This window comes from Lactobacillus sp. WILCCON 0149 (genome assembly GCF_057197965.1).
The window spans coordinates 1,710,132-1,735,129 of the sequence record NZ_JBUBHO010000001.1; the positions used below are offsets into that span (position 1 = coordinate 1,710,132).

The window sequence follows — 24,998 nt, forward strand, 5'->3', positions numbered from 1 at the left end:
TGACCAAGCATTTCTGCTTGGTCATTTCTTTTATCTGTTCAGTTTTATTGTTTTTTATCTTTATCGCTATTTTTACCAGTAGCCTTTTTGTCAGCCGGCCGGTGGCCGCCCTTAGACCGCTCCTGCCACTTCTGGGGCTTGGCCTCACCCTGGTGCCAGACTTCAACGTCTGGCTCCTTGGTGTGGGTGCTATGCAGGACCAAGCGGTTAATCAAGTGGCTGAGGGGCTTGTATTTTTCCCCTAAAAGGCCAATCGATTCCACAAAGAGCTCAACAGCGATCAAGAGACCGACCAGCAAGAGGGCCATGGCCCAGAGCGGCGACAAGAGGAAGAGCATGGACACAAAAGAGAAAATCAAAGACAGGGCGTAAATCACCAGCACCGTCTGTCTTTGGGTCAAGCCCAGGTTCATCAGCTGGTGGTGAAGGTGGTGCTTATCCGCCTGGGAAATCGGCTTCTTGTTCAGCTTGCGGCGGATCATGGCATAGACCGTGTCAGAGATCGGCACGCCCAAGATGATCACCGGCACCAAAAGAGAAATGAAGGTCACGTTCTTCAAGCCTTTTAAGGCTAATACCGAGATCATGAAACCCAAGTAGAGGGCCCCAGTGTCGCCCAAAAAGATCTTGGCCGGGTTAAAGTTGTAAGGCAGAAAGCCCATTAGGCAAGCCGCCAGCATGAAGCAGGCAATCGGCACGTACAGGCCCTGGTTGCGCAAGAAGAAGTAGCCGACAATCCCCATGGTCAAAAGGGAGATGCAGGAGACCCCGGCGGCCAGGCCATCTAAGCCGTCAATCAAGTTGACCGCATTAGTCAAGGCCAGGATCCAGAAGATGGTAACCGGCAGGCTGAGATACCATGGCAGGTTGATAGTCTGGCCGGTAAAAGGAATGTTCAGCTCTGTCATCCTGACTTCGGCCAAGTAGTATGTGATCATGGCCGCGACAAAGATCCCGGCCATTTTTTGCCCGGGCTTGAGTTCTAAAATGTCATCAATCATCCCGGTCAAGACGATCACGCTGGAAGCCAGCAGGAGGGCAAAAAGCTCGTGGGTCGGGAACTGCTCTCTGAGCAAAATGAAGGTCCCGATGTTGTAGGTCACGAAAATTCCCAGCCCCCCGATAGTCGGCATAGGCTTCTTGTTGACCCGGCGGGCGTTAGGATTGTCCACTGCCCCCAGGACAAAGGCCAGGCGCCGGATGAAAGGCGTGATCGCCACTTGGATGATCACCAGTAAAAAAAGGTCAACGATAATCTTAAACATGAAATTCTGCTTTCTGAGTCTAGTTGAATTAATTATACCGGGCTTTAAGGCGATTTGCCAAATGGTAACAAAAAAGTCCAGAAATCAATCTGGACTTTCTTTATTATTTGGCAACTGCCACGGCACGTTTCTCCCGTATTACGGTGATCTTGATATTGCCTGGGTAATCGAGTTCTTTCTCGACCCTGTCCCGGATTTCGTGGGCCAGAACCGTGGTCTCATCATCTGAGATCTTGGCCGGCTCAACCATTACGCGGACCTCCCGGCCGGCCTGGATGGCATATGCCTGCTTGACGCCGTCATAGCTGCCAGCAATGTCTTCCAGTTCGGTCAAGCGGCGGATGTAGTTCTCCAAGCTTTCGCTTCTGGCCCCAGGCCGGGCGGAGGAAATCGTGTCCGCCGCCACAACCAGGTCAGCAATAAAGGAGAGCTTCGGCACGTCGCCGTGGTGGGCAGCAATCGCGTTGACCACCAGGTCCGGTTCATGGTATTTCCGGGTCAATTCAACACCGATTTCTACGTGGGAGCCTTCGATATCGTGGTCAATTGCCTTGCCAATATCGTGTAATAATCCCGCGCGAACCGCTAATTTTTCATCCAAACCAAGTTCAGCTGCCATGGTCCCGGCCAGCTTCCCGACTTCAATCGAGTGCGCCAGCACGTTCTGGCCATAGGAAGTCCGGTACTTTAACCGGCCCAGGATCTTGACCAGTTCCGGGTTCATCCGGTGGATGCCCAGTTCCATCAAGGCACTTTCGCCGGCCTCGTAAATATCGTCGTTGACTTCCTTGCGCGCCTTGTCAACCATCTCTTCGATCCGGGCCGGATGAATCCGCCCGTCCTTGATCAGTTTCTGCAGGGCCCGCTTGGCAACTTCCCGTCTGATGGAGTCAAAACCGCTCAAGGTAACCGTCTTTGGCGTATCGTCAATGATCAGGTCAACCCCAGTCATGGCTTCAAAGGAGCGGATGTTCCGGCCTTCACGGCCAATGATCCGCCCCTTCATGTCATCATTTGGCAAATCCACGACTGACACGGTCGTTTCCGCGACCGTATCCGCCGCGCTGCTCTGGATGGCATCCACGATGATTTGGTGGGCAAAGCGGTCGGCTCTGGCACTGATTTCTTCCTCGTTAGCCCGAATCATCTCCGCCTTCTCCTTGGTCAAGTGGTCGGAGACCTGGGCCAAGACGATCTTCTTGGCCTCTTCTTCGTCTAAGCGGGAGATTTCCAGCAGCTTGTCATTCTGCTTCTCTACCAGCCCATGCGCTTCTTCCAGCAAACCAGCAGCTTTTTCTTCCTGCTGTTTGATTTGGTCTTTCCTTTGTGTGAGTTGTTTCTCCCGGTCATCGAGCAGGCTGCTGCGGTGATCCAGGGTATCTTCTTTCTGCTGAAGGCGGTTTTCCTTGCGGGCCGCTTCATCGCGGCGCGCGTTCAGCTCGTCTTCAACCTTCTGCCGGTAATCCCTGATTTCTTCCTGGGCCTCCAGGATCTTGGCCTTCTTCTCCGTTTCAGCATCCCGCTTAACGGCTTCGGCGGCCTGTTTCTGCGCCTGGACTTCGGCCTTGGCTACTTCGACTTCGGCTTTCGCCTTGGCCAAAATTGCCTCCCCGCTCTGCCGGGCGTTTTCTGCCTTGGTTTCCCAGGCATTCTTCCGGATGGCATAACCAATCAGGCATCCCACGACAAGTGAAATAAGAAAAATTACAGCGACTGTTGCGAGAAAAAATATAGTATTATTCATCATGAGTTACGTCGCCTTTTTATTTAGAATTATTCACACATTACTAATCATATGTTACATTTTTGGTCAAGTCAATTCCTTAGCTGCATTTGAAGAAACAAAAAAGATTGCCGCGATCTTGCTGGCAATCTTTCTTTTCGGCAAAAATGGCCTATTTATCAGTCTTTTCCGGGCTTGCAGCCGCTTCTTGCTTGTCTTCAGCAGGGGCAGCTGCCTTCTTAGCCCGCTGCTCCTTGATCTTCTCTGGATTTTCCTTTTCTTCCAGAGATTCAGCATCGATCCCGTAAGCCTTGCGGACCTGGGACTGGATGTCCTCGTAGATGTCCGGGTGCTCTTCCAGGTACTTCTTGGCGTTTTCCCGGCCCTGGCCGATCTTTTCGCCATGGTAGGAGTACCAGGCCCCGGCCTTGTCGACGATGTCCTGGTCAGCGGCCATGTCCAGCAGTTCGCCGGACTGGGAAATCCCCTGCCCGTACATGATGTCGACTTCAGCTACCTTGAATGGCGGGGCAACCTTGTTCTTGACCACCTTGATCTTGACCCGGTTCCCGATAACGTTGGTGGACTGCTTGATCTGCTCAGCCCGGCGGACTTCCAGCCGAATGGTTGAGTAGAACTTCAGAGCCCGGCCACCTGGGGTGGTTTCGGGATTGCCGAACATGACGCCGACCTTTTCCCGGATCTGGTTGATGAAGATGGCAATGGTCTTGGTCTTGGCAATCGTGCCGGAGAGCTTGCGCAAGGCCTGGCTCATCAAGCGGGCCTGCAGGCCGACGTGGGAGTCGCCCATTTCACCTTCGATTTCAGCCCGCGGCACCAAAGCAGCAACTGAGTCGACCACGACAATGTCAATGGCCCCGCTGGAAATCAAGGTGTCCGCAATCTGCAGCCCTTCTTCCCCAGTGTTTGGCTGAGACAGGATCAGCTGGTCGATGTCCACGCCCAGGGCTTCAGCGTAAGCCGGGTCCATGGCGTTTTCCGCGTCGATGTAGGCAGCCGTGCCGCCCCGCTTCTGCACTTCGGCTACGGCGTGCAAGGCAACAGTGGTCTTACCGGAAGATTCCGGCCCGTAGATTTCCACGATCCGGCCCCGCGGGTAGCCGCCCACGCCCAAAGCCGCGTCCAGGGCCAGTGAGCCTGATGGAACAGTTGAGATCTGGGTGTCGACCTTCTCGCCCATCCGCATGACCGCGCCTTTACCGAAATTCTTTTCAATTTTCTTTAAAGCAGCTTCAAGAGCAGCTTGTTTTTCATCTTTAGCCAAATTTTTTCCCTCCTGGAAACTTACTAATAAACATTATACTTTGAAGGCCGGGTAAAAAGCAAGAAAAATCCGAACTAACGTTCAAATTATTTCTCCTCCACTTACTAGTACAAGAAAAAAGCCTTTTTTTCCCAAAACTTGCCTAAAAAATAAAAAATGAGTACCTCGCTGATACTCATTTTTAAAGAATAGTGATTTTCTAAATGCTTACATTGACCCCTTGAAGACGTCCCATGATGAATGGAAGTAGTCGTAGCCGGAATAGATCGTGAAGATCAGAGCCAGGTAGAGCAAAATGGTGCCCAGGTGGAAGATGTCGCCAAAGAGCAGGAAGATGATTGACAGCATCTGGCAGGTGGTCTTGATCTTGCCAGGCATGGCTGCAGCCATAACCTTGCCGTTGTTTTCAACCACGATCAAGCGCAGGCCGGTAACAGCCAGTTCCCGGCAGACGATGATCGCTACAACCCAGGCTGGGGCAAGCTTCAATTCAACCATGAAGATGAAGGCTGTCATAGTCAGCATCTTGTCAGCCAGCGGGTCAGCAAACTTACCAAAATTGGTTACCAGTCCCCGGGACCGGGCGATGTGGCCGTCAAACCAGTCAGTTGCTGAAGCAACGGCAAAAACGATCATGGCAACCACCCGGCTCCACAGAATTTCAGTCCCTGCCAGGGTGAATGAGCCAGCTGGCCATTGGGCGATCAGCAGGATCATGAAGACAGGAATCAAGAAGATTCGGAAAACAGTCAGTTTATTTGGTAAATTCATTGCTTTAAATTCCTCACTTTTCAGACTTAATAGTCATTCTTCTCTTATTGCTTGCTGCTGGAAGCGGCAGATGATGACGGAGCAGCTGATGACTGGCTGCTTGGAGCAGCGCTGGATGAAGCTTGAGAGCTTGATTGAACGCTGGAGCTGGAAGCAGCTGGCCGGCTTGAAGCTGAACTTTGAACGCTAGAACTGGTCCGGCTGCTGTAGCTCGTGCTGGTGCTGGTATTGGTGTTAGTGTTCGTGCTGCTGCTTGCGGCAGAGCTAGTTGATGATGAAGCAGAGCTGTCACCCAGGTAGATGGTCAAGCGGGTAGTGCCGTTGATTGGGGTGAATGGAATCTTCTTGCCGCCAACGGTTACCGTAACGCCAGTGTCAGTACCCAAGTAGACGATCAAAGTCTGCCCCTTCTTGACAGTTTCCGTGTGCTTTTCACCGCTTTGCAGGGTCCCCTGGTTGGTGATCACATTGTCAACGGAAACGTAGTAGTAGATGCTTTGCTTGCTTGAGCGGACTACCAAAGGAGTGCTGGACTTGATGCCAGTTACCCGGTAGCTTGAGCCGCCAAGTGAAGCAACCTTGATTGAGCTGGTCTTCTTCTTGGATGATGAAGAAGCAGATGAGCTCTTCTTGCTGGAAGATTTCTTGGAAGTGATCGTGACACTGGAGCCAGCATTTTCCTTCTGGCTGCTTGACCCGGTCTTTCTCATGTTGGCAACGACCATCCCCCCGATCAAAAGCAGGAGAGCAATCCCGCAGCCCAGGGCCAGGCGCGGAACCAGCTTGCGCCACTTGGCGTCCTTGGCAGGTTCTTCAGCGATTTCCCGCTTGGCTGGCCGGCTGACTGGACGGACTGTTTCCTTTTCCGCCGGCTCTGCTGGAGCTGGCACTTCAGCTTCTTCATGAACTTCTTGGGCCGGGCTTTCTGCCGGCTGACTGACTTCATTCGTGACTTCGTTTGCAACTTCGCCTTGGTACTGGCTCAGCAATTCCTTGCCGTCCAAGCCGACGATTTGCGCGTATTGCCGGATGAAGGCCCGGACATAAAAGTCGCCTGGCAGCTTGTCGAATTCGTTGTTTTCGATCGCTTCCAGGTAGCGGCTCTGGATCTTCGTAGCCTTCTCAATATCGGAAATTGAAAGGCCCTTGGCCTCTCTTGCTTTACGTAATTGTTCTCCAATGCCTGACATTATTAACCTCTTCAATCACTTTAAAATTCGTTTATAAATTATAGCACAATGGCCCAGGCTGTGTCGCCCTATTCCAGCCAGCCGCCACTGACGTAAATCGTTTGCCCGGTCAGGTAGTCGCTTTCCGGATTCAGCAGGCAGTCGACCCAGTAGGCAATTTCCTTGGGCTTGGCCAAGTGGCCGGCTGGAATTTCTTCTGCCAGTTCCTTCAGGGTCTCCGGGGAAAACATGGCATTCATGGCTGTGTTGACCGCCCCTGGCGCCACGACGTTGACCGTAAAATGGCTGGCGGCAACCTCCCGGGCATAGGCCTGGGCAAAGCGGCTGATCCCGCCTTTTGTGGCGCTGTAGACAGCTTCCATGGCGCTGCCCTGGCCCCCGTAAACTGAGCCCAGGTAGACGATCCGGCTGTGTTCTTGCTTTAGGAGCTGGCCTTCCAGAAGCTTGGTCAGTTTGATTGGATTCTCCAAATTGACCTTGATGATCTGGTCGATAACCTGGGAGCTTTGGCTGCCCAGAAAGTCATAGTTGGTGATTCCTTGGGCAAAAACAACCGCGTTGACTGGCAAAAGTCCGCTGGCAAAAGCCCTAAGCTGGTCGTCGCCTGCTAAAAAATCCAGTTTGATCGGCATGAAGTCCTGCAAGGGATGCTTTTCAGCCAATGCCTCAGCTAATTTGCTGGCCTCTTCCCAGTTGCTGTTGCAGTGCAAATACATAGACCAGCCAGACTCAGCCAGACGGGTGGCAATTGCTTGGCCAATGCCGCCGGTTGCCCCGAAAATCAATGCTCGCTTCATTCTTCCTCCCCCTCAAGCAGGCGGGCAGTGTTAATGCTGGCGCCCTTGCAAAGTTCCTGGCAATAAGCCCGGTAATCAGCAAAATTCATGGCCTGCATCTGCTCAACATTGGCAAACAGGTCTTCCTCATCCAGGCTTTCTTCAGCCATTTCCACGGCAAAGCCGGACAAATTGTCCAAGCTGCGCACGGTTTGGGCCAGCCAGCTTCTTTTATGGATTTCAAAGAGCTGCCGCATTGCCTTTTCTTGCTTTGGGGCAAAAAGACTGCCTGGCGCCAATTCTTCTTTGATCTGGCTTAAAACAGTTTCTGCTTCCTGGCTCATCCCCAATAAGACCGCGTAGGCCCCTTGCCGGGTATAAGTCACGCTGATCTGAAGCGGCTGGCTGACCAAGCCGGCTTTTCTGGCACCGGCAAACCATTGGCTGGCGGCACCTAGCTTTGATTCTAGCATGATTTCCAGCAAAATTTGACTCATATCCCGACTTGCTAAGACTTTCTTAAAGTTTGGCAAAGGAATGGCTGCCGCAAACAGGGGCACTTCCCCGCCTGGCAAAAGCCAGTCCTGGCCGCTTGATAAAAGCGGCACTAAGTCTGCTTCTTTTTGCGGGCTCCCGGGGCGCAGGTATTGGTCTGACAGTTTCTTGGCCTGGCGGAGAATAGTCTGAACCTGGTTGTCGGAAAAATCCCCGCAGGCAACAAAGGACATGCGGGAGGCTACATAGTTTTCGTCATAAGCCGCCTGGAGCTTTTCCTTGGTCACGCTGGCAATCGATTCCTTGGTCCCGGCCACGTCAATGGCCAAGTTGCAGTCTCCGTAGCTGCCCCGCAAAAGCTGGTCGCCCAGGATCCAGTCAGGCTCATCCTGGTACATGGCCAGTTCCTGCTGGATGATGGGAATTTCTTTTTCCACGTTCTCATCAGTAAAGTAAGGCTGGCCAACCAGCTTGAAGAGCAGGTCGATCATGGGGCCGACATTTTTTACCCCGCTGGCGTAGTACATGGTTTCATTGAAAGAGGTAAAGGCATTGACGCTGGCCCCCATTTTTTCAAATTCCAGGGACAAGTCGCCTTCTTCCGTGGCAAAAAGCTTGTGCTCCAAAAAGTGGGCCAGGCCGGCCACGGGCTGGGGATCAGCGCTGCCGAAGTCGACGATGATGCCGAAAAAGCGCTGGTTAAAGCCCTTGCGCCTGATCACCTGGGCCTTGAAGCCGGAAGGGAAGTCTTTTCTGATAATTTCTGGTTTGATCATTTTAATACATAGCTTTCATTCAGATACAGCTTCTTGGCAAAGTCGGCCAGCCGGCCGCTTGTCACCCGGCTGACGGCAGCCATCATGTCGAAGTCCTCGTAATCGGCATGAAGCTTGTAGCGGAGGTCTTTAGCCAAAAGCCAGCTGGCATGGTCCTGGTTGAGCAAGTGGCGGTTGGCCAGAGCCTGTCGGCTCTGCTTGAGCAGGCCCGGGTCGATCCGGCCGTCAGCCACCATCTGCATTTCCTTGCCGATGATCTGCCCGGCCAGGTCCAATTTGTCCGGGTCCAAGCCGGCGTTGACCAAAAAGAGGGCATTGTCGGCATACCAGTTGCTTTCCACCGCGTAAGCCGCCCCATTTTCTTCTCTTACCTTGCTGAAGAGCCGGGAAGACTGGTCGCCAGTCAAGTACTGGCGCAAAACTGTCCCGGTCGCCAAGTCCTGCAGGCTTGGCTGGCCCTTGTAGGCATAGCCCAGGAAAAGCTGGGCCTGCTGCTTAGCTTGCTTGTCTTCTTTCTCAATCCGCAAGTCAGGAGCCGGAATCAACAGATCCCGCTTGCCAAATTCCAAGGCCAGCCCCGGCCAGCCTTCTTCTTGCAGCTTTTTGGCTAAGAGCCGCTTGACCTGGCGGGCATCGTAGACATGACCAAAGATGCAGCTGGCTTGAGTCTTGATAGCGTCAGCAAAGCGGCGGACATCCTGGCTAGTGGCGGCCTTAATATCTGCAATTGAGCCGATGAAGCTGGCCGCGTAATCTGGCTGATCCGCGTACCAGTTGTTGAAAAAGGCGCTTAAGGCCGCGTTGCTTGGCTCAGCCATGAGCTCCTGGTATTCTTCTTCCAGCTGCCTTTGGGCCAGCTGGACGGAGCTTGGCGTAATCAAGGGTCTGGCTGCCAGGCCGGTAAAAGTTTCCGCTATCTGCCGGTAGTTGTAGTCCGGGTCCAGGATCTCCTGGGGCTCAACGAAATTGGCCAGGTAGGAAATGATCATTTCCTTGCCAAAAAGCTGCACGACTGCTTCAAACTGGAAGGAATAGCGCTGCTGCAGTTCAAGCTGCTGGATGGCGGGATCTGGAAAAAGCTCGCTTTCGTTCATCTGCATGCGGCAGAGCAGGCTGGCCATGGCCATATTGTGCTTGGTTAGCGGCAGGCGGACAAACAGGCCCAGGTTGCCGCTGGTAAATTTTTGATTGCTTTGAATGCTGATATTTTCTTCGTTCATTATTTTTATTCTTCTTGTCCTTCAGGCGGCAAAAGCACCTTGCGCGGCTTGGAGCCTTCTGGCGGGCCGACTACCCCGTGCTCTTCCAGCTCGTCAATGAGGCGGGCAGCCCGGTTGTAGCCGATTCTGAACCGCCGCTGCAGCATTGAGGTGCTGGCTGACTGCTGGCGGCGGACCAGGTCCACGGCCTGCTGGTAGTACTCGTCGTCAACGTCGTCATCGCCCTTTTCGTCATCATCCCCGGCCTGTGGAATCATTTCCTCATCATATTCAGCGCTTTGCTGGCCCTTGACCCAGTCAACGACAGCTTCCACTTCGTCGACGTCGATGTAGGCCCCTTGAATCCGTTCTGGCTTGGAAGCCCCGATCGGCAGATAGAGCATGTCCCCTCTGCCCAGCAATTTTTCAGCGCCGACTTGGTCCAAAATAGTCCGGGAGTCGACCCCACTGGAGACGGCAAAGGAAATTCTTGACGGCACATTGGCCTTGATCAAACCGGTAATGACGTCCACGCTCGGTCTCTGGGTAGCCAGAATCATGTGAATGCCGGCAGCCCGGGCCATCTGGCCCAGACGGACGATGGAGTTTTCCACGTCGTGGCCGCCGACCATCATCAAGTCGCTCAATTCATCGACAACGACTAAGATATACGGCAAAGGCTCCATTACTGGCCGGCTGGCGTCCTGGTTGTTCTCAGCCACCTTGCGGTTGTATTCGCCCATGTTGCGGACGCTGCCGGCAGCAAAAAGCTTGTAGCGCCGCTCCATTTCGTCGACGACTTTTTTGAGGGCCTTGGAAGCCAGGCGGGAGTCAGTGACAACTGGGATCATCAAGTGGGGTACCCCGCTGTAAACAGACAGTTCGACCATCTTCGGGTCGATCAAAACCAGCTTGACTTCATCCGGCCGGGCCTTCATCAAAATGCTGGTCAAGATCGTGTTGATGGCCACGGACTTGCCTGAACCGGTTGACCCGGCTACCAGCAGGTGGGGCATCTTGGTCAAGTCAGCGCTGATGATCTGCCCGGTCACGTCCTTGCCTAAAGGCACCATCAAAGGATGGTCCTTGGCCTTTTGGTCCTGGTGCTCCATAGCGTCTTTAAAGGCCACGGACTGGGCCTTTTGGTTGGGCACTTCGATCCCGATATAAGGCTTGCCCGGAATCGGGGCTTCAATTCTGATGTCCTTGGCGGCCAGGGCCAGAGCTAAGTCATCGGCCAGGTTGACGATCCGGGAGACCTTGACCCCGACGGCTGGCTGGACTTCATAGCGGGTGATGGTCGGGCCCAGGATGGCCTTTTTAACATTGACTTCCACCCCGAAGCTCTTGAAGGTTTCCTCCAAAATGGCCGTGTTTTGCCCGATTTTGTCCTTGTCGCTCGTCTGGTCGCTGGCTTGGACAGCCTTTAACAGAGACAGGGGCGGGAACTGGTAGTTGTCGTCATAGCTGACCATGCCCTTGTCCAGTCCATGGTCAAGCTGCTGGTCAGCCAGAATCATTTTCTGGTCGTCTTCAGCCTGGCTGCGGGGCTTGGGCAGGTCATCCAGTTCCAGTGAATGGGTAACTGGCGGGTCAGGATGCTGCTCAGCCACCTGGATTTCCGGCAGGGAAGGCTTGGCTGCCTTCTTCTCTTGCTTCTCTTCTTTTGCTTTTTTCTCTGGCTTTGCGGGCTTAGCTTCTTCCCGGCTAGTCCCCCAAGGGTCGGTCAACTTCTCCCGGTTGTTGGGTTCCCTTTTTTGCTGCTCTCTATACTCAGAGTACTTTTCCTTCAGCTGGCCGGCTCCGTCCTTGCTTTGCTGGATGAAGGCCCGGCTGATTTTTTGAAAAGCAGCGACCAGGTCACGGAATTTGACGTCAAAGAACATCAAGACCCCGCTGATTATGTTCAAAATGGCCAGGCACAGGCCCCCAATTTGACCTAAAAGTTGGTAGAAGATCCCGTACAAAAAGCTCCCGATCCAGCCCCCGCCGACACTGACAGTGACATTGGCCCGGGCTAATTCTTCAAAGATCACATTCTTGAAGGCCGGCAAAAATTCGCTGTGGACGCTTCTGATATTGAAAAAGCGGCTGGCCAGAATGTACAAAAGGCCCAGGTAAGCCAAAGTCAAGCCACTGGTCCGCTTAAAGCCAAAGCGGGGCGGCTGCCCGTAAATCAGCATGACCAGGCCCAAAATAGCCAGAAAGGCGCCGCCCAAAAGGTAGCTGTCCCCAATCAAGAGCCGCAAGAGGTTGGCCAGCTGCTTGCCCAGCCAGCCAAAGCGCAATAACGCCAAAATGGCTACCAAGATCAAGACGATCCCGGTAACCACCCAGCTCAAAGATTCTTCTGTTTTCTTTTTATTCTTGTTTTTACGATTAGCCTGCCTTTTCTTTCGAGGCATTTTTTCACCTGCTCAATTCTTAGAAATTAGGTTCAAAGTCCAAGTTGATCGGTTCATCCAAGGCAACCTGGCTAACTTCGTAAGTCAAGGTTTCGATGTATTCAACCAGCGGCCGGCTGAGCAGACGGTAGGTTTCCTGGTCCAGGTCCTGGCCGTCGCCGTGGTAGCCTAAAAGCTGAACGACTTGGGTGTTGACCCCGCTGATTTCGATGATATTGTCTTCGTCTGGCGTAACGTCGTAGACAACGGCTACTTCGTAGTAGCCGCCTGCTTCACCGGCATCTTCAACACCGTCTTCGCCGGTAGCAACCACTTGGCGGATAGCTACGTTGACTTCGTTCTTTTCTTCTGGTTCGTCGAGCAGGTCATAGTGAAAGGCACGAACGATGATTGGGGTCTGCTTGTTAAATTCCATGATTTTACCTCATTAAATTTCTTTTTTAATCACTAATGCTTGGGCAAGTTCCGCTGGTAGCGGCCAGGACGGTTGTAGTCGTCCTTAAGCTTGTCGTTGTCATAGTGGTGGGACTTTTCCATGTGGGGAAAGCCTTGCTGGCGCAGGGCTTCAAAAATTACGATTGCCGCCGAATTGGACAAGTTGAAGGCCCGGATCTTGTCAGACATGGGGATGCGCAGGTTGCGGTCCTCATATTGCCGCATGAAGGTTTCCGGCAGGCCGGTCGTTTCCCGGCCAAAAACAAAGTAGTAGTCCTTGCTTTCGTCCGTGTAGTCAACGTCAGTGTAGGACTTGCTGGAGAACTTGGAGATCAAGTACATCTCGGCATTGTCCGGCAAAGAGGCCAGAAAGGCCCGCAGGTCGTCATGGCGGCGGATTTCGACTTCACCGCCGTAATCCAGAACGGCCCGCTTGAGGTGCTTGTCATCCAAGCGGAAGCCCAAGGGCTCGATCAAGTCCAAGACCGTGTTGGTTCCCGCGCAGGTTCTGGCAATATTGCCAGTATTGTCGGGAATTTCCGGCTCAAACAAAACAATATGGTTGGTCATTTATTTCCTTTCTTTTCTTCTTGTTCAGCCTGGCCTTCATCCTGGAAACTGTCGTCATACAGGTGGGAAACCTTCCGGTAGTACTGGTAGATATGGGTCAAGAGGATCTTCATCACCGCGTAGGCGGGAATCCCGCCGACCACGCCCCACAGGCCCCAGACTGAGCCCGCCCCCAGCATGACGATAATTGTCGTCGCCGGGTGCATCTTCAGCCGGTTACCGACAACCAGCGGACTGATGACCCGGGTTTCGATGATCTGCTCGATAAAGAAGACAGCCAGAACTTTCGCCACCATCGGCAAATTAGTTACTAAAGCAATGATCAAGGCCGGAATCAAACCAATAAAGGTCCCAAAGTAAGGGATCAGGTTCAAAAAGCCGGCGCAGATTGCCAGGGCTGCCCCGTAAGGCTCGCCGATAACCGTATAGCCGATGAAGAACATGATCCCTACGCAGATGGCCACGGAGACCTGGCCGATCACGTAAGAGGACACGGCCTGGTTGACTTCGTGGAGCAGGTTGCTGGTTGCCTGCTCCCAGCGCTGGGGAGCAAACTTGACCAGAAACGGCCGCAATTTGTGCCCGTCTTTCAGCATAAAGAAGAGCAAAAATGGTGCCGTGGCCAGGGTCGTGAAGACGGCCGTCGCCACGCTGACCGCGCTGGTCAAATTGCCCAGGGCACTGGAGACGGTTGACCCCATGCTTTTGCTAAAGTTCTTCTGCAAAGACGTCATCTGCTTTTGCAAAGAATCACGCAAGCCGCTGAACTTCGGGCTGTGCAGGAGGTCGTCAACCGCGTTGGTCGAATTCTTCCAAATCGATGGCCAGTTCTTGACCAAAGAATCAATCTGGCTCTGGACGACCGGGATCAAGGAATTGATTGCCCAGATCAAGAAGACCGTTACTATGGCAAAAATCACCAGGATGGTGACCGTCCGCGGCACCTTGAACTTCTCTTCCAGCTTGTCCACCAGCGGCTCCATCAGATAGTACTGGACCATGGCCACCAAGACTGGCGGCAGGATGGCATTGATGAAGGTGTTGACCGGATTCAAGACAAAAGAGATCTTGTTGAAGACCAGCACGATCACCAGAGCCAAAAGCACGTTGATTAAGCCGACGCTGAAGCGGTTGTTGAGCACCCATTCCGTAAAGAGGCTCGTGTCTCTTTTCTTCATCAATCCAGCCTACAGGTGTTCGTAAACGATTTCGTCGTTGACTCTGAACTTAGGCATTTCCTGGTCTTCTGGCAAGTCCAGGTAGAGGGCGTTGGACATTGGCTTCTTTGGCAGCTTGTCAGTGAAAAAGAGGCTGGCGTGTTCCAAAGCCCGCAGGTTGCTGACCGCCATAGGGCCAACATAGTTGATCAAAAAGGTCGTTCCGTCGATGGTTACCGTGTCACCCTTTTTGAGCACGATCGCCTGGGCAGCCTGTTCATCGTCAAAGGCTTGAATGACGGAAACGTCCTGCAGTTCATCATTGGCCGTCTGGCCAAACAAAATTACAACGCGGTCTTTTTCGCTGATCGCGTTTGGTCCGATTTCTTTAATTGTAGATATCCATTTCATTTTTATCACCTGGTTAAATTCTAACATACTCCCTGCTAACTTAAAGCAAAGAAGGACAGAATTGTTAATTATTCTTTACGGACGACTATCTCTTATCGACATTTGCCAAAGATAAGCTTAATATTTAAACTAGACTTATTGTGGAGTAAATAAGGAGGTTTAAATTGCATATTTTAATTGGCGGCTACACCAAGCACGAGTCAGCCGGGATCTACCAGTTCGACTTTATCGGCTCCGGTGACCAAGCCCATCTGGAACAAAGAAGAAACGTCGTCGAAGTTGGCGGGCCAACCTATTTCCAAAAAGACGGCCAGTTCATTTTTACTATTAAGAATGAAAACGGCCAGGGGGGCATCGCGGCCTTTCAAAACGACAAGCTGGTCAGCCAGCTGCTGCACGAAGGCTCTTCACCAGCCTACATCGGCATCAACAAGGAAAAGAAGCTGCTCTACACGGCCAACTACCACACTGGCGTCCTGGCCGTCATCAGCTATGATGACCAGGGCCAGCTGACCCTGCTTGACCAGGTCAAGCACGAAAACAAGGCTTTAGGGCCGCGGCCTGAACAAGCCGGCGCTCACCCGCACTACTTTGACGAAACTCCGGGCGGGCACCTGGTTTCCTGCGATTTAGGCCAAGACAGAGTCGACTTCTACGGCTTTGACGGGCAAAAGCTTGAACATCTGGCCAGCTACCAAAATGAAGACGGCTTTGGCACCCGCCACCTGGCCTTTTCACCAGACGGCAAGTACTTCTACGTGGCCGGTGAATTGTCCAGCCAGGTCAACGTGGTCAAGTTTGACGAGGAAAACTGGATGTTCCGGTCCCTGGCAACCTATTCAACTATTCCGGAAAGCTGGGACCAGCATAACGGGGCAGCAGCCATCCGCCTGTCAAGTGACGGCAAGTTCCTTTACGTGTCCAACCGCGGCCACGACTCAATCGCTGTCTTTGCCGTTTTGCCAGACCAGGCCTTGAAGCTGGTCCAGCGGGTGTCAACTTTTGGCGAATTCCCGCGGGACTTCAACTGGGATGAAGAAGAAAAGTACGTCGTTGCCGCCAACCAAAACAGCAACAACGCCACCCTTTACCAACGGCAAAGCGATGGGACTTTGACCCCGCTGGAAAAGGACATCGCGGTCCCAGAAGGCACCAGAGTTTTATTTACCGATTAAGTTAGGAGTATTTTTTTAGTAACATGCTAGACATTTTCAAAGCCATCATTCTCGGCATCATCGAAGGGGTTACGGAATTTCTGCCGATCTCCTCAACTGGCCACCTCTACCTGGCCGACTACATCATCAAATTAGACCAGCCGACCAGCTTCATCAACATGTTTATGGTTGTCATCCAGCTGGGGGCCATCTTGAGCGTCATCGTAATTTACTTTAACAAGCTGAATCCTTTTGCCTCATCAAAAAGCAAGCGGGAAAAAGGACAGACTTGGCAGATCTGGTTCAAGGTCATCGTGGCCGTCCTGCCGTCAATCATCATCGGCCTACCGCTGAATGACTGGCTGGAAGAAAACATGACTTCCTGGCAAGTAATTTCCGCCACCTTGATCATTTACGGTGTCCTCTTCATCATCTTGGAAAACTACTACGCCAAGCGTCAGCCAAGCTTGACCGACTTAAACAAGATGAGCTACAAGACGGCTCTCTTGATCGGCTGCTTCCAGGTCTTGTCCATGATCCCGGGGACTTCCCGGTCTGGGGCAACCATCCTGGGGGCCATGCTGATCGGCTCAAGCCGCTACGTGGCAACTGAGTTCTCCTTCTTCCTGGCCATCCCGACCATGTTCGGGGCTTCACTTTTGAAGCTGGTCAAGTTCTTCAAGGCCGGCCACGTCTTTGTCGGCAACCAGCTGGCCATCCTCTTGGTCGGCATGGTCGTCTCCTTCATCGTGGCCTACCTGTCAATCAAGTTCCTGCTGAAGTACGTGCAGACCCACGACTTCAAGCCATTTGGCTGGTACCGGATTGTTTTGGGGATCATCGTCATCATCTGCGGTCTGGTCTTTGCCTAATACTTGTATTCACGCGAAAATATGCTATGATTATTGCTTAAGGATAGCAAGCTAGAGGACGGTGAATAAACATGTTAAGTTTGCTTTGCTTACTATTTATTTTGTGGCTTTGCTGGAAGATGGGCGTGGCCCTCTGGCGGGTTCTGATCTTTTTGATCGGGGTCGGCCTGGCCTTTGCCTTAATCAGCTCAGTAGTTTTGCCGCTGCTGGCCATCTGTGCCCTTGGGGGCCTGGCCTGGGCAGTAATCTCAAACGCGTAAAAAATAGATACAGACAAATAACAAAAGGAGACAGGACTGCCTGTCTCCTTTTTTGGTATCTGGATTATTATTCTGCTTCCTGCTTAAGCTGGCGCCACAAGCCCTGCATGTCTTCCGGGTCTGGAATCTGGATTTCCCTCTCTTCCCCGCTGAAGGGGTTGGGAAAGGCCAGGTAGAAGCAGTTTAGGGCCTGGCGGGCAAAAGCATCCCTGGCCCCGTAAAGGTCGTCTCCATAAAGAACGTGGCCGATAGACGCCATGTGGATCCGGATCTGGTGGGTCCGGCCGGTTAATAGGCGGAGCTCAACCAGGCTGGCTCCTGGGACCTGGTCGATCACCCGGTATTCAGTCAAGGCCCTTTGCCCGTTCGGGTTGACCTCCCGTTTAACTGTGTCGCCCACCCGGGCCAGGGGCTTGTCGATCAAGCCGCTTAAATCTCCTTCAGCGAAGTTGCCATGTACGATTGCGTGGTACTTTTTGATAAAAGCATCCTTGCCCAGCTTGCTGAAACGGTCATGGGCGATGGCGTTCTTGCCTAAGAGGACCAGGCCAGAAGTGTCCTGGTCCAGCCTAGTCACGATGTGGGGCTTGACATAGGCTGGGTTGACCCCTTGCTTTTCAAAATAAGCCAGCACCCGGTTAATCACCGCGTCTTCAGCATGAAAACCGGAAGGAATCGATAATAGGCCAGCGGGCTTGTTGATTACCAAATAATCGGCCGTTTCTTCAACGACGGCCAGAGGCCGGCGGGAGACCTTCAGCCAGGGGTTGACTGGCTCTTGCCCCATCAAGAAGTGGACCACGTCCCCTTCTTTTAGCCGATAGCTCCCGTTTCTGCGGTGATGGTTAACCAGCATCATCCCGCCGTGGTTCTTGCAGTTGTTGACGGCCCGGCGGGAAAAGCCTTTTTTCAGCAAAAAATGACTCAGCTGGCCTGGGTCATTTTTCTCAACAATCATTTTGTATACTTGCACTATCTGTCACCAATGAAGGCGTCGTTGACCCGCTCCCAAAAATGGTGGTGGCCATACTGGTAAAAGCGAATCTCTTCCGCCGCTATTCTGTAATCTACTTTCTGCACATCGGTCAGGTTGATTCTTTCCCCATCGACGATTACAACCGCCCGGTCGGAAATCTTCGGCACGATGGTGATCCATTCATCCGGTGCGATAACAACGGGCGAGCCCACCGTCCGGAAGACCAGGTTGTTGATCGAAGCGATTTCCGTCAGCTGCAGGGCCTTGAGGCGGGGGTGGATCACCGCTCCGCCCAAGGACTTGCTGTAGGCCGTTGACCCGGTCGGAGTTGACACGCAGAGCCCGTCACCCCGGAAATTCTCAAAGCGCTCGCCCCCGAGCCAGACCTCAGCTTCCATGGTCTTGGAAATCCGCTTGATTGAGGCTTCGTTTAGGGCCAAAAAGCGCCGCTCCCCGCAGCTGGTGGTTACCTTCATGTCCAAAAGCGGGTAGCCCACCTCATTTTCTTCAACGGGGTGGCTGGCCAAGGCATCAACCAGCTTCTCCATGTCATAGTTCCGCCAGTCGGTATAAAAGCCTAAGTGGCCGGTGTGAATGCCGGCAAAGCAGACCTTGTCCAGCTGCTGCTTGTACTTGTGAAAGGCAGAGATCAAGGTCCCGTCACCGCCGACGGAAATTACCAGGTCGGGATGCTGCTGGTCCTGCAAAATGCCTTTTTCCGCGAGCAGCACCTGCAGGTGCCGGACCGCCACCTGGGTGGTCACGCGGTCATTGTGAACGATAGCTACTTTCATGACTTTTCCTTGCCCTTGTTCTTGGTAAAGATCTTCTGGGCTTCCTTGACCTCGTTTCTGATCGAGGACATCTCTTCATCCAGCTGGTAGGCCGCTTCCGCCGTCCGCTTGAGCCGCTCAGAAATATCTTCCGGGTAGGCCCCCTGGTACTTATAGTTCAAGGTATGCTCTACCGTGGCCCAGAAGTTCATGGCCAAAGTCCGGATCTGGATTTCCGCCAAAAGGCGCTTGGACCCTTCTGGCAAATAAACCGTGTAGGCCACCACCATGTGGTAGGACCGGTAGCCGGACGGCTTGGCGTTTTGAATATAGTCGCGCTCTTCGACGACTTCCAGGTCGTCTCTGGCGTGAAGCAGGTCAACGACCCGGTAGATGTCGTCGACAAACTGGCACATGATCCGGATGCCGGCAATATCCTGCATGTCGGTTTCGATCACGTCCGGGCTGATGACCCGCCGCTGCATTTTCTCTTTAATGGAGTCGACCGTTTTCACCCGGCCAACCACGAATTCTATTGGTGAATGCTCTCCCTTGGTCAAGAAACTCTGCCGGAGAGCTCTGAATTTAACTTTTAGTTCATTTACGGCTTCATTGTATGGCCATAAAAAAGTATCCCAATCAGTAATCACAGACATTTTCCTTCCATCTCAAACAAATTCATTTTAACATAGATGTTAGCGAAAGCACCAACGCAAGCCTTTTAATTTTTATCTAACAAAGGAGTTATCAAAAATGAGCAAGAACCGCGAAATTGAAGCCAAAGTCGCCCTGGACCAGGCTAGCTACGATGCTATTACCAGCGCCTACCCGGTCAAGAGCGATTTCAAGCAGAGCAACCATTATTTTGACACCCCGGACTGGCAGCTGAAAAAAGACCACAGCGCCCTCAGAATCCGCTGCTTTAAAGACCGGGCCGAGGAAACCATCAAGGTCCCGGTCAAGAAGCTGCAGGAAACCTACCATGAAAGCCTGGAAATCAATGATGACTTGACCCTGCCTGAAGCCGAAGACTTTTTGAAAGAAGGCAAGCCGAGCCTAGTTGGCAATGTCGGCAAGTATCTTTTGGAGCATTACCCGGACAAAGCCGGTCAGCTGACCCTTTTTTCCTGGAGCAAGACCCGGCGGATCCTTTTGGACGGGCCGAAGGGCTGCGAGCTGACTTTAGACCAGACCAGCTACCCGGATGGCTACCAGGACTGGGAAATGGAAATTGAAAATGACTCCCCGGCTGCCATCAAGGAAGCCCTGGAAGAAATCAAGACCCGCTTTGCCTTGCCGGTCAAGTCAGCCAACAACATGAGCAAGATTGCCCGGGCCAGCCTGCATGCCAAGCAAAAATAGCCGTAAGCTTTTCTTTTGTTTTCAAGTAAAAGTTTTGTTAAAGTAGCAGATGAAGCAAAAATTGGAGGTCGACCATGTTCGAACTTTTTCTGTTTATCAATCCGTTAGGCTTGTCCTGCTACCAGCTTGAAAAGCGCATCCGGCTGCTGGCGAAAGACTTGGAGCTTGAAATTTCCGTCAATTACATCCCCCTGGTAACCATGGAGGCCATGAAGGCCGACATGGTCAAGCGGAACTGGAATTTCAACACTTCCATCAATTTGGCCAATTACCATAATGCCTCAGTCAGCGCCCAGAGCTTTTACTATGCCGTCCAGATTGCTTATGGCAAAAAGAAGGCCAGGAGCTTCCTGTTTAAGCTGCAGGAAAGCTTGAGCGACGGCCAGCGGTCTTACTCTCCGGCCTTGGCTGAAGAATTGCTGACAAGCCTTAATATCAAACCAGAGAAAATTTCATCTACTTTGAACGACACCTGCTTAAAAGACGTTATTGCCCAGGACCAGCAGCTGGCCCGGAAATTCCAGGTCACTGCCCTGCCTTCAACTGTGGTTTTTGACGACCAAATTGACGACAGCGGCATCTTGCTTGACGGCGAACTAAGTGACGACGACCTCCTGCAGATTTTTCAAAATAGCGCTGACAGCTGCCTTGAACCCTTGATGCAGCTGACGGAGAATGCTCCGCTTTACTGCCCAGTCAGTCACCTTCATCTCTTATAGCCAGCCTCACCTTTAGGGGCTGGCTTTTTGCTGCAGAAATTTCAAGAGCCAGCTTTTCTCCCCTGGCAGCCGCCAAGTGGAAAAAGCCTCCCTGGGCAAGCTAAAGACGGTATAGCCGGTCAAGTACATCAATTCCCCCAGTTTCTGGCCCAGCTTGCTCTTTTCCTTCAGCTGCTGGTCCAGATAGTCCCGCTCCTTGACCCAGTCATCAGCCAAAGGCGGGGGCAAAAGGGGCCTAAAGTGCCACAAGGCAGCGATTCCTTCAGCGTCCAAAGCAAAATCTACCTGCCGGTAGAGCAGGGTCTGGCTGATGGGTGCCTGCTTGATCTGGTATTTTAGCCTGATTAGGCCTTCTTCTTGGTGGATTTCCAGATAATAGCTCCCCCAGGCCGGGTTTTCCCGAAAGAAAATCAGCTGGGTCTGCTTTAATTTTTCCCCTAAAAAATGCCTGCGGCCAACCAGCCAGACATCCTTGATCCCGATCGCCCGGTAAAGGGCATGCCGGTGGGCAAACTCTTCCTTGCTTAAGGGCGCGCACTGGACTTCAAAGGCCAAAAGCGGCGTGGCCAAAACGTCAGCCCGCAAGGCGCCTTCAGCCAGCGGCACCTCAGTTTTCGCTGCTAGGCCCGCCGCGGTCAAGGCAGCTTTCAGGAGCATTTTCCCCTGCCGGTGCTCCTCTTGTTCCCCCAGCCCCCGGTAAGCCTGGTAGTGCTTGAAAAAGGGCTCAGCCTTCTGCGACAAGACCAGGATCACCGGCTTTTGACAACGCGGGCAGCGGTAGACTTCCTGGTTGAGATAGGCCGGGTTTTCCCGGACCTTGCCAGCCTCGCTGACGGCCAGGACCAGTTCTTTGTTTAATAAAGCTGCGTACAAAATAATCCCCCATTAACTAGTACGCCAAAAGGGGGAGATTTTTTTAAAAAAGCTGAAAAAAATAAAAGGACTCCCGAAGGAGTCCGCAAATTATAGTCTATATTCTTATGCCCACTTGCTGGCAAACTGCCGGCGCAATGCCCCCAGAGCATCCTGCTGGAAGAGGCACTGGCCGTGGTCTTGGGCCTGCTGAAATTCGTCAGCGGACACCTGGCAGCCAAATTCATTGGCGATCGCCCAGGCATCAGCCGGCTTGATTTCCGCGTAATTCTCGTCCATGAAAGCCAGCTTGAGATAGAACTTCTGCTTGTAGTAGTAGACGCTGGAAGCCAGGTCGCTGACCTTGAGGCTGTCAGCCAAAGCCAGGAGGTCATCGATATCGTCAAAGGCCAGGACATGAGTCTCCTGGTAACTCCAGTAGTCCTCGTAGTCATCATCATCAGTGTTGCCCAGGTCCTGCATGATCACCGGGTCCATCTCAGTGTTGGCGTCATCAGCCGGATCCAGGTCAGAAAAGGCCCAGTCACCTTCCTCAACTGGCTCAGCTATATCGCCTCCGACCCCGTTAGCTTCAGGATCAAAGAAGCGCCGCATTTCTTCCGGCAGGTCGCTGTTATTATTCATCTTGGTAATCAAGAGATCGATCCCGCCATCGTTGGGCATGACTTGGAAAGTCACCGGCGCATCGCTGGCAAAGTCATTGTCCTCGTCTACTTCGCGCAGAACTGACAGGAAGAATTCCTGGACTCTTTCCCGGTTGCCGAGCAAGTCCAGAATCTTCAAGCCCCGCTGGTTCAGATCCTCCCGGGTCATGCTTACGCGGAGCGTATTCTCATTTACCTTTTCAACGCGCATTCTCAATCCCTCCTTTGTGTGTACTGTTATTGTAACCTAAAAAGCCGACAAAGCAAAAGCGTTAGCTTCTAGAAGCCAACGCCTTCAACTTTCTATTCTGAAATTATAAATCCTGGTCTGCCAGGCGCTTAGCCCGGGCCATTTCCAGCCTGCGCACGCTGCGCGGCAGGAAGCGGCGGATTTCATCTTCATTGTAGCCGACCTGCATCCGGCGGTCATCCAAAATAATTGGCCGTCTCAGCAGGCTTGGGTTCTTTTCAATCAAATCGATCAGTTCGTTCATTGAAATGTCGTCCAGGTCGATGTTCAGCTCTTGGAAAGCCTTCGACCGCGTTGACACGATTTCTTCCGTGCCTTCTTCAGTCATTCTCAGAACATGAATGATTTCTTCCCGGTTCAGAGGATCAGAAATGATGTTTCTTTCCTTGTAGGGAATATTGTGCTGTTCAAGCCATTGCTTTGCCTTGCGGCATGAGGTGCAGCTTGGAGAAACATATAAATCTACCATTGTTACCACGCTCCTTTAAAATGAGATTGCATGAACACACATTCGTTACTTACTATATAGTTTAACATGGATACTTACAAAAAGGAAGGGGGTAATTGGCTTTCTTTTAAATTTCTTAATTAATCGGACAAAAAAAGCGGTCAGCTCACGCTAATCGCTTTTAATTTGCTCTTTACTTGTCAGCCATCAGGTTCTTAACCAATTCGATGTTGTCTTCGTTGGTCAATGATTCCTTGGTAGCCTTGTCAGCCAGGCTGGCGAGTTCTTCAGTTGAGAGCTTCTTCATTTCGTTTCTGATCCGCAGAATTGAAGTTGCGCTCATTGAGTATTCGTCCAGACCCATGGAAAGCAGGATTGGGAACATAGTTGAGTCACCAGCTGCTTCACCACACATCCCGCACCAGATGCCAGCTTCGTGAGCTGAGTCGATCGTGTGCTTGATGAGACGGAGAACTGACGGGTTGTATGGCTGGTAGAGGTAAGAAACGTTTTCGTTGCCCCGGTCAGCAGCCATAGTGTATTGGATCAAGTCGTTGGTCCCGATTGAGAAGAAGTCGACTTCCTTGGCAAATTGGTCTGCCAAAACAGCAGCTGCTGGAACTTCGATCATCATGCCGACTTGCAGGTCGTCGCCAACCTTGACGCCTTCCTTGACCAGCTTGTCCTTTTCTTCAGCCAAAACAGCCTTGGCTTGGTGAAGTTCGTCCAAAGTACCAATCATTGGGAACATGATCCCCAGCTTGCCGTAAGCTGATGCTCTCAGTAAGGCCCGCAGCTGGGTCCGGAAGATTTCCTTGTTCTTCAAGGACAGACGAACGGCACGGATACCCAGGAATGGGTTCATTTCTTCTGGCAGGTCCCAGTATGACAGGTGCTTGTCGCCACCGATGTCCATGGTTCTGATGATAACCTGCTTGCCGTTCATGCCTTCCAGAACCTTCTTGTAAGCTTCAAACTGGTCTTCTTCAGTTGGGAAGTCGTTTGAGTTCATGTACAAGAATTCAGTTCTGAACAGGCCGACTGCTTCAGCACCGTTTTCCAGAACGCCGGCCAGGTCGTCTGGAGTACCGATGTTGGCAGCAATAGTGAAGTGCTTGCCGTCAGCAGTTACTGATGGTTCGTCCTTCAGCTTCCGCCATTCAGCCTTTTGCTTGGCGAAGTCGTCGCCCTTCTTGCGGTAGTCAGCCACTTGTTCTTCGCTTGGTTCAACGATGGCAACACCATCCAAACCGTCAGCGATCAGCATTTGGCCGTTTTCTACAGAAGTGGTGATCTTTTCAGTCCCGACAACAGCTGGGATTTCCAAAGACCGAGCCATGATGGCTGAGTGAGCAGTCCGGCCGCCCAGGTCAGTTACGAAGCCCTTAACGTACTTCTTGTTCAATTGTGCCGTGTCACTTGGAGTCAAGTCTTCAGCAACCAGAACTACTTCGTGGTCGATGCTTGCCAAGTTAGGCAATTCCTTGCCCAGCAAGTGCGCCATGATCCGCTTTGAAACGTCGCGGACGTCAGCGGCACGTTCTTGCATGTAGGCATTGTCAGTCATGCTTTGGAAGATAGTGATGAAGTTTTGGGCAACTTCGTCCAAAGCTGCTTCACTGTTGACAGCGTCGCTCTTGATCTTGGCGCTGATCTGGCCAGTGAATTCAGGGTCTGACAGGAACATCAAGTGGGCGTCAAAGACTTGCGCTTCTTCTTCACCCAAGCTTTCAGCTGCAACCTTGCGGATGTTTTCCAATTCAGCTTGTGATTCGGCAACTGCCTTGTCAAAGCGGGCTACTTCAGCTTCCGCGTCGGCAACGGACTTCTTTTCAAAAGAAAGGTCCGGTTCGACCAGGAGGTAGGCTGGAGCAACAGCAACGCCGTCACTGGCTGCGATACCCTTCAAAGTTTCAGTCATTATTCAGCCAAACCTTCTTTTGACATAGTTTCAGCAACAGCTGCGATAGCTTCCTTTTCGTCGTCGCCTTCAGCGCTGATAGTAACGTCTGCACCTTGGCCAACACCCAATGACATTACGCCCATGATTGACTTAAGGTTAACTGACTTGCCGTTGTATTCAAGGTTGATGTCTGAACCAAACTTTGAAGCAGCTTGTACCAACAAGGTAGCTGGACGAGCGTGAATACCAGTTTCAGCGATAATGTGAAATTCTTTCTTTTCCATCGTAAATTATCTCCTTTAAAAA

General features: G+C 52.3%; 26 protein-coding genes. 5 read left to right on the top strand and 21 right to left on the bottom strand.

What is annotated here, in order from left to right; translation table 11 throughout:
* Positions 1-44 precede the first annotated feature (44 nt).
* The 13 genes from ACYVUV_RS07885 to ACYVUV_RS07945 all read right to left on the bottom strand — a co-directional run bounded on the left by ACYVUV_RS07885 (position 45) and on the right by ACYVUV_RS07945 (position 14,458).
* On the bottom strand, positions 45-1,265 hold the full coding sequence (locus tag ACYVUV_RS07885) for a glycosyltransferase family 4 protein (RefSeq protein ID WP_439775301.1): 1,221 nt from the start codon (positions 1,263-1,265) through the stop codon (positions 45-47).
* A gap of 103 nt (positions 1,266-1,368) precedes the next feature.
* The gene (rny, locus tag ACYVUV_RS07890; RefSeq protein WP_439775300.1) at positions 1,369-3,012 is read right to left on the bottom strand and encodes a ribonuclease Y; all 1,644 of its coding nucleotides are present in this window, start codon (positions 3,010-3,012) and stop codon (positions 1,369-1,371) included.
* Positions 3,013-3,160: 148 nt separating this feature from the next.
* Complete coding sequence (recA, locus tag ACYVUV_RS07895; protein ID WP_439775299.1) at positions 3,161-4,273, bottom strand: recombinase RecA; 1,113 nt, start codon at positions 4,271-4,273, stop codon at positions 3,161-3,163.
* 207 nt (positions 4,274-4,480) lie between these two features.
* Positions 4,481-5,044, bottom strand: coding sequence for a CDP-diacylglycerol--glycerol-3-phosphate 3-phosphatidyltransferase (gene pgsA / locus ACYVUV_RS07900; RefSeq protein ID WP_439775298.1), 564 nt, complete (start codon positions 5,042-5,044; stop codon positions 4,481-4,483).
* A 44-nt stretch (positions 5,045-5,088) separates the two neighbouring features.
* On the bottom strand, positions 5,089-6,234 hold the full coding sequence (locus ACYVUV_RS07905) for a helix-turn-helix domain-containing protein (protein ID WP_439775297.1): 1,146 nt from the start codon (positions 6,232-6,234) through the stop codon (positions 5,089-5,091).
* A 68-nt stretch (positions 6,235-6,302) separates the two neighbouring features.
* Positions 6,303-7,031 carry an elongation factor P 5-aminopentanone reductase gene (gene ymfI, locus ACYVUV_RS07910; protein WP_439775296.1) on the bottom strand — a complete coding sequence of 243 codons (729 nt, stop codon included), beginning with the start codon at positions 7,029-7,031 and terminating at the stop codon, positions 6,303-6,305.
* A complete protein-coding gene (locus ACYVUV_RS07915) occupies positions 7,028-8,281 on the bottom strand; it encodes a M16 family metallopeptidase (RefSeq protein ID WP_439775295.1) in 1,254 nt (417 codons plus the stop codon). The genes ymfI and ACYVUV_RS07915 overlap by 4 nt, the downstream gene beginning before the upstream one ends.
* Complete coding sequence (locus ACYVUV_RS07920) at positions 8,278-9,501, bottom strand: M16 family metallopeptidase (protein ID WP_439775294.1); 1,224 nt, start codon at positions 9,499-9,501, stop codon at positions 8,278-8,280. The genes ACYVUV_RS07915 and ACYVUV_RS07920 overlap by 4 nt, the downstream gene beginning before the upstream one ends.
* A gap of 5 nt (positions 9,502-9,506) precedes the next feature.
* Positions 9,507-11,885 carry a DNA translocase FtsK gene (locus ACYVUV_RS07925; RefSeq protein ID WP_439775293.1) on the bottom strand — a complete coding sequence of 793 codons (2,379 nt, stop codon included), beginning with the start codon at positions 11,883-11,885 and terminating at the stop codon, positions 9,507-9,509.
* A 19-nt stretch (positions 11,886-11,904) separates the two neighbouring features.
* Positions 11,905-12,300, bottom strand: coding sequence for a DUF1149 family protein (locus ACYVUV_RS07930; protein ID WP_002877037.1), 396 nt, complete (start codon positions 12,298-12,300; stop codon positions 11,905-11,907).
* A 32-nt stretch (positions 12,301-12,332) separates the two neighbouring features.
* Positions 12,333-12,890, bottom strand: coding sequence for a tRNA (cytidine(34)-2'-O)-methyltransferase (locus ACYVUV_RS07935; protein ID WP_439775292.1), 558 nt, complete (start codon positions 12,888-12,890; stop codon positions 12,333-12,335).
* Positions 12,887-14,068: an AI-2E family transporter gene (locus ACYVUV_RS07940; protein ID WP_439775291.1), complete on the bottom strand. Its 1,182-nt coding sequence runs from the start codon at positions 14,066-14,068 to the stop codon at positions 12,887-12,889. Before ACYVUV_RS07940 ends, ACYVUV_RS07935 begins: the two co-directional genes overlap by 4 nt.
* Before the next feature lie 9 nt (positions 14,069-14,077).
* Entirely contained in the window at positions 14,078-14,458 is a 381-nt protein-coding gene (locus ACYVUV_RS07945; protein WP_439775290.1) for a PTS glucitol/sorbitol transporter subunit IIA, read from the bottom strand.
* Between the two features lie 164 nt (positions 14,459-14,622).
* On the opposite strand from ACYVUV_RS07945, the gene ACYVUV_RS07950 reads away from it, so the two are divergent.
* The 3 genes from ACYVUV_RS07950 to ACYVUV_RS07960 all read left to right on the top strand — a co-directional run bounded on the left by ACYVUV_RS07950 (position 14,623) and on the right by ACYVUV_RS07960 (position 16,744).
* Positions 14,623-15,633 carry a lactonase family protein gene (locus ACYVUV_RS07950; RefSeq protein ID WP_439775289.1) on the top strand — a complete coding sequence of 337 codons (1,011 nt, stop codon included), beginning with the start codon at positions 14,623-14,625 and terminating at the stop codon, positions 15,631-15,633.
* A gap of 23 nt (positions 15,634-15,656) precedes the next feature.
* Complete coding sequence (locus ACYVUV_RS07955; protein ID WP_484499237.1) at positions 15,657-16,484, top strand: undecaprenyl-diphosphate phosphatase; 828 nt, start codon at positions 15,657-15,659, stop codon at positions 16,482-16,484.
* Positions 16,485-16,555: 71 nt separating this feature from the next.
* The gene (locus tag ACYVUV_RS07960; protein ID WP_270447475.1) at positions 16,556-16,744 is read left to right on the top strand and encodes a hypothetical protein; all 189 of its coding nucleotides are present in this window, start codon (positions 16,556-16,558) and stop codon (positions 16,742-16,744) included.
* A 67-nt stretch (positions 16,745-16,811) separates the two neighbouring features.
* Here the strand turns inward: ACYVUV_RS07960 and ACYVUV_RS07965 are convergent, their stop codons facing one another.
* The 3 genes from ACYVUV_RS07965 to yjbM are packed head-to-tail and all read right to left on the bottom strand — an operon-like array spanning position 16,812 to position 19,143.
* Positions 16,812-17,702, bottom strand: coding sequence for an RluA family pseudouridine synthase (locus ACYVUV_RS07965; protein WP_439775057.1), 891 nt, complete (start codon positions 17,700-17,702; stop codon positions 16,812-16,814).
* 14 nt (positions 17,703-17,716) lie between these two features.
* Complete coding sequence (locus ACYVUV_RS07970; RefSeq protein WP_439775058.1) at positions 17,717-18,514, bottom strand: NAD kinase; 798 nt, start codon at positions 18,512-18,514, stop codon at positions 17,717-17,719.
* On the bottom strand, positions 18,511-19,143 hold the full coding sequence (gene yjbM / locus ACYVUV_RS07975; protein WP_412135955.1) for a GTP diphosphokinase: 633 nt from the start codon (positions 19,141-19,143) through the stop codon (positions 18,511-18,513). Before yjbM ends, ACYVUV_RS07970 begins: the two co-directional genes overlap by 4 nt.
* A 103-nt stretch (positions 19,144-19,246) precedes the next feature.
* Between yjbM and ACYVUV_RS07980 the strand changes: the two genes are divergently transcribed.
* The gene (locus ACYVUV_RS07980) at positions 19,247-19,855 is read left to right on the top strand and encodes a CYTH domain-containing protein (protein WP_439776053.1); all 609 of its coding nucleotides are present in this window, start codon (positions 19,247-19,249) and stop codon (positions 19,853-19,855) included.
* A gap of 74 nt (positions 19,856-19,929) precedes the next feature.
* Positions 19,930-20,574 (top strand): DsbA family protein, encoded by a 645-nt coding sequence (locus ACYVUV_RS07985; RefSeq protein ID WP_439776054.1) that lies wholly within the window; start codon positions 19,930-19,932, stop codon positions 20,572-20,574.
* Between the two features lie 12 nt (positions 20,575-20,586).
* Here ACYVUV_RS07985 and ACYVUV_RS07990 read toward each other — a convergent pair whose 3' ends face one another.
* The 5 genes from ACYVUV_RS07990 to ACYVUV_RS08010 all read right to left on the bottom strand — a co-directional run bounded on the left by ACYVUV_RS07990 (position 20,587) and on the right by ACYVUV_RS08010 (position 24,976).
* Positions 20,587-21,447 (bottom strand): competence protein CoiA family protein, encoded by an 861-nt coding sequence (locus tag ACYVUV_RS07990; protein ID WP_484499238.1) that lies wholly within the window; start codon positions 21,445-21,447, stop codon positions 20,587-20,589.
* Between the two features lie 105 nt (positions 21,448-21,552).
* Entirely contained in the window at positions 21,553-22,302 is a 750-nt protein-coding gene (locus ACYVUV_RS07995; RefSeq protein ID WP_439776056.1) for an adaptor protein MecA, read from the bottom strand.
* Between the two features lie 103 nt (positions 22,303-22,405).
* Positions 22,406-22,810 carry a transcriptional regulator SpxA gene (spxA, locus tag ACYVUV_RS08000; RefSeq protein WP_270447465.1) on the bottom strand — a complete coding sequence of 135 codons (405 nt, stop codon included), beginning with the start codon at positions 22,808-22,810 and terminating at the stop codon, positions 22,406-22,408.
* 172 nt (positions 22,811-22,982) lie between these two features.
* Positions 22,983-24,710 (bottom strand): phosphoenolpyruvate--protein phosphotransferase, encoded by a 1,728-nt coding sequence (gene ptsP, locus ACYVUV_RS08005; RefSeq protein WP_439776057.1) that lies wholly within the window; start codon positions 24,708-24,710, stop codon positions 22,983-22,985.
* Complete coding sequence (locus ACYVUV_RS08010) at positions 24,710-24,976, bottom strand: phosphocarrier protein HPr (protein ID WP_003614073.1); 267 nt, start codon at positions 24,974-24,976, stop codon at positions 24,710-24,712. Before ACYVUV_RS08010 ends, ptsP begins: the two co-directional genes overlap by 1 nt.
* Between the last annotated feature and the right edge of the window lie 22 nt (positions 24,977-24,998).

Bases quoted from the DNA above. Each gene is read 5' to 3' on its own strand.
- ACYVUV_RS07945 (WP_439775290.1), bottom strand. From the start codon at position 14,458: ATGAAATGGATATCTACAATTAAAGAAATCGGACCAAACGCGATCAGC.
- ACYVUV_RS07985 (WP_439776054.1), top strand. From the start codon at position 19,930: ATGTTCGAACTTTTTCTGTTTATCAATCCGTTAGGCTTGTCCTGCTAC.
- ACYVUV_RS08010 (WP_003614073.1), bottom strand. From the start codon at position 24,976: ATGGAAAAGAAAGAATTTCACATTATCGCTGAAACTGGTATTCACGCT.
- ACYVUV_RS07980 (WP_439776053.1), top strand. From the start codon at position 19,247: ATGAGCAAGAACCGCGAAATTGAAGCCAAAGTCGCCCTGGACCAGGCT.
- ACYVUV_RS07965 (WP_439775057.1), bottom strand. From the start codon at position 17,702: ATGATTGTTGAGAAAAATGACCCAGGCCAGCTGAGTCATTTTTTGCTG.
- ACYVUV_RS07995 (WP_439776056.1), bottom strand. From the start codon at position 22,302: ATGCGCGTTGAAAAGGTAAATGAGAATACGCTCCGCGTAAGCATGACC.
- rny (WP_439775300.1), bottom strand. From the start codon at position 3,012: ATGATGAATAATACTATATTTTTTCTCGCAACAGTCGCTGTAATTTTT.
- ACYVUV_RS07925 (WP_439775293.1), bottom strand. From the start codon at position 11,885: ATGCCTCGAAAGAAAAGGCAGGCTAATCGTAAAAACAAGAATAAAAAG.
- ACYVUV_RS07915 (WP_439775295.1), bottom strand. From the start codon at position 8,281: ATGATCAAACCAGAAATTATCAGAAAAGACTTCCCTTCCGGCTTCAAG.
- ACYVUV_RS07885 (WP_439775301.1), bottom strand. From the start codon at position 1,265: ATGTTTAAGATTATCGTTGACCTTTTTTTACTGGTGATCATCCAAGTG.
- pgsA (WP_439775298.1), bottom strand. From the start codon at position 5,044: ATGAATTTACCAAATAAACTGACTGTTTTCCGAATCTTCTTGATTCCT.
- ACYVUV_RS07935 (WP_439775292.1), bottom strand. From the start codon at position 12,890: ATGACCAACCATATTGTTTTGTTTGAGCCGGAAATTCCCGACAATACT.
- ACYVUV_RS07905 (WP_439775297.1), bottom strand. From the start codon at position 6,234: ATGTCAGGCATTGGAGAACAATTACGTAAAGCAAGAGAGGCCAAGGGC.
- ptsP (WP_439776057.1), bottom strand. From the start codon at position 24,710: ATGACTGAAACTTTGAAGGGTATCGCAGCCAGTGACGGCGTTGCTGTT.
- ACYVUV_RS07940 (WP_439775291.1), bottom strand. From the start codon at position 14,068: ATGAAGAAAAGAGACACGAGCCTCTTTACGGAATGGGTGCTCAACAAC.
- ACYVUV_RS07955 (WP_484499237.1), top strand. From the start codon at position 15,657: ATGCTAGACATTTTCAAAGCCATCATTCTCGGCATCATCGAAGGGGTT.
- ymfI (WP_439775296.1), bottom strand. From the start codon at position 7,031: ATGAAGCGAGCATTGATTTTCGGGGCAACCGGCGGCATTGGCCAAGCA.
- ACYVUV_RS07970 (WP_439775058.1), bottom strand. From the start codon at position 18,514: ATGAAAGTAGCTATCGTTCACAATGACCGCGTGACCACCCAGGTGGCG.
- spxA (WP_270447465.1), bottom strand. From the start codon at position 22,810: ATGGTAGATTTATATGTTTCTCCAAGCTGCACCTCATGCCGCAAGGCA.
- ACYVUV_RS07960 (WP_270447475.1), top strand. From the start codon at position 16,556: ATGTTAAGTTTGCTTTGCTTACTATTTATTTTGTGGCTTTGCTGGAAG.
- ACYVUV_RS07920 (WP_439775294.1), bottom strand. From the start codon at position 9,501: ATGAACGAAGAAAATATCAGCATTCAAAGCAATCAAAAATTTACCAGC.
- ACYVUV_RS07930 (WP_002877037.1), bottom strand. From the start codon at position 12,300: ATGGAATTTAACAAGCAGACCCCAATCATCGTTCGTGCCTTTCACTAT.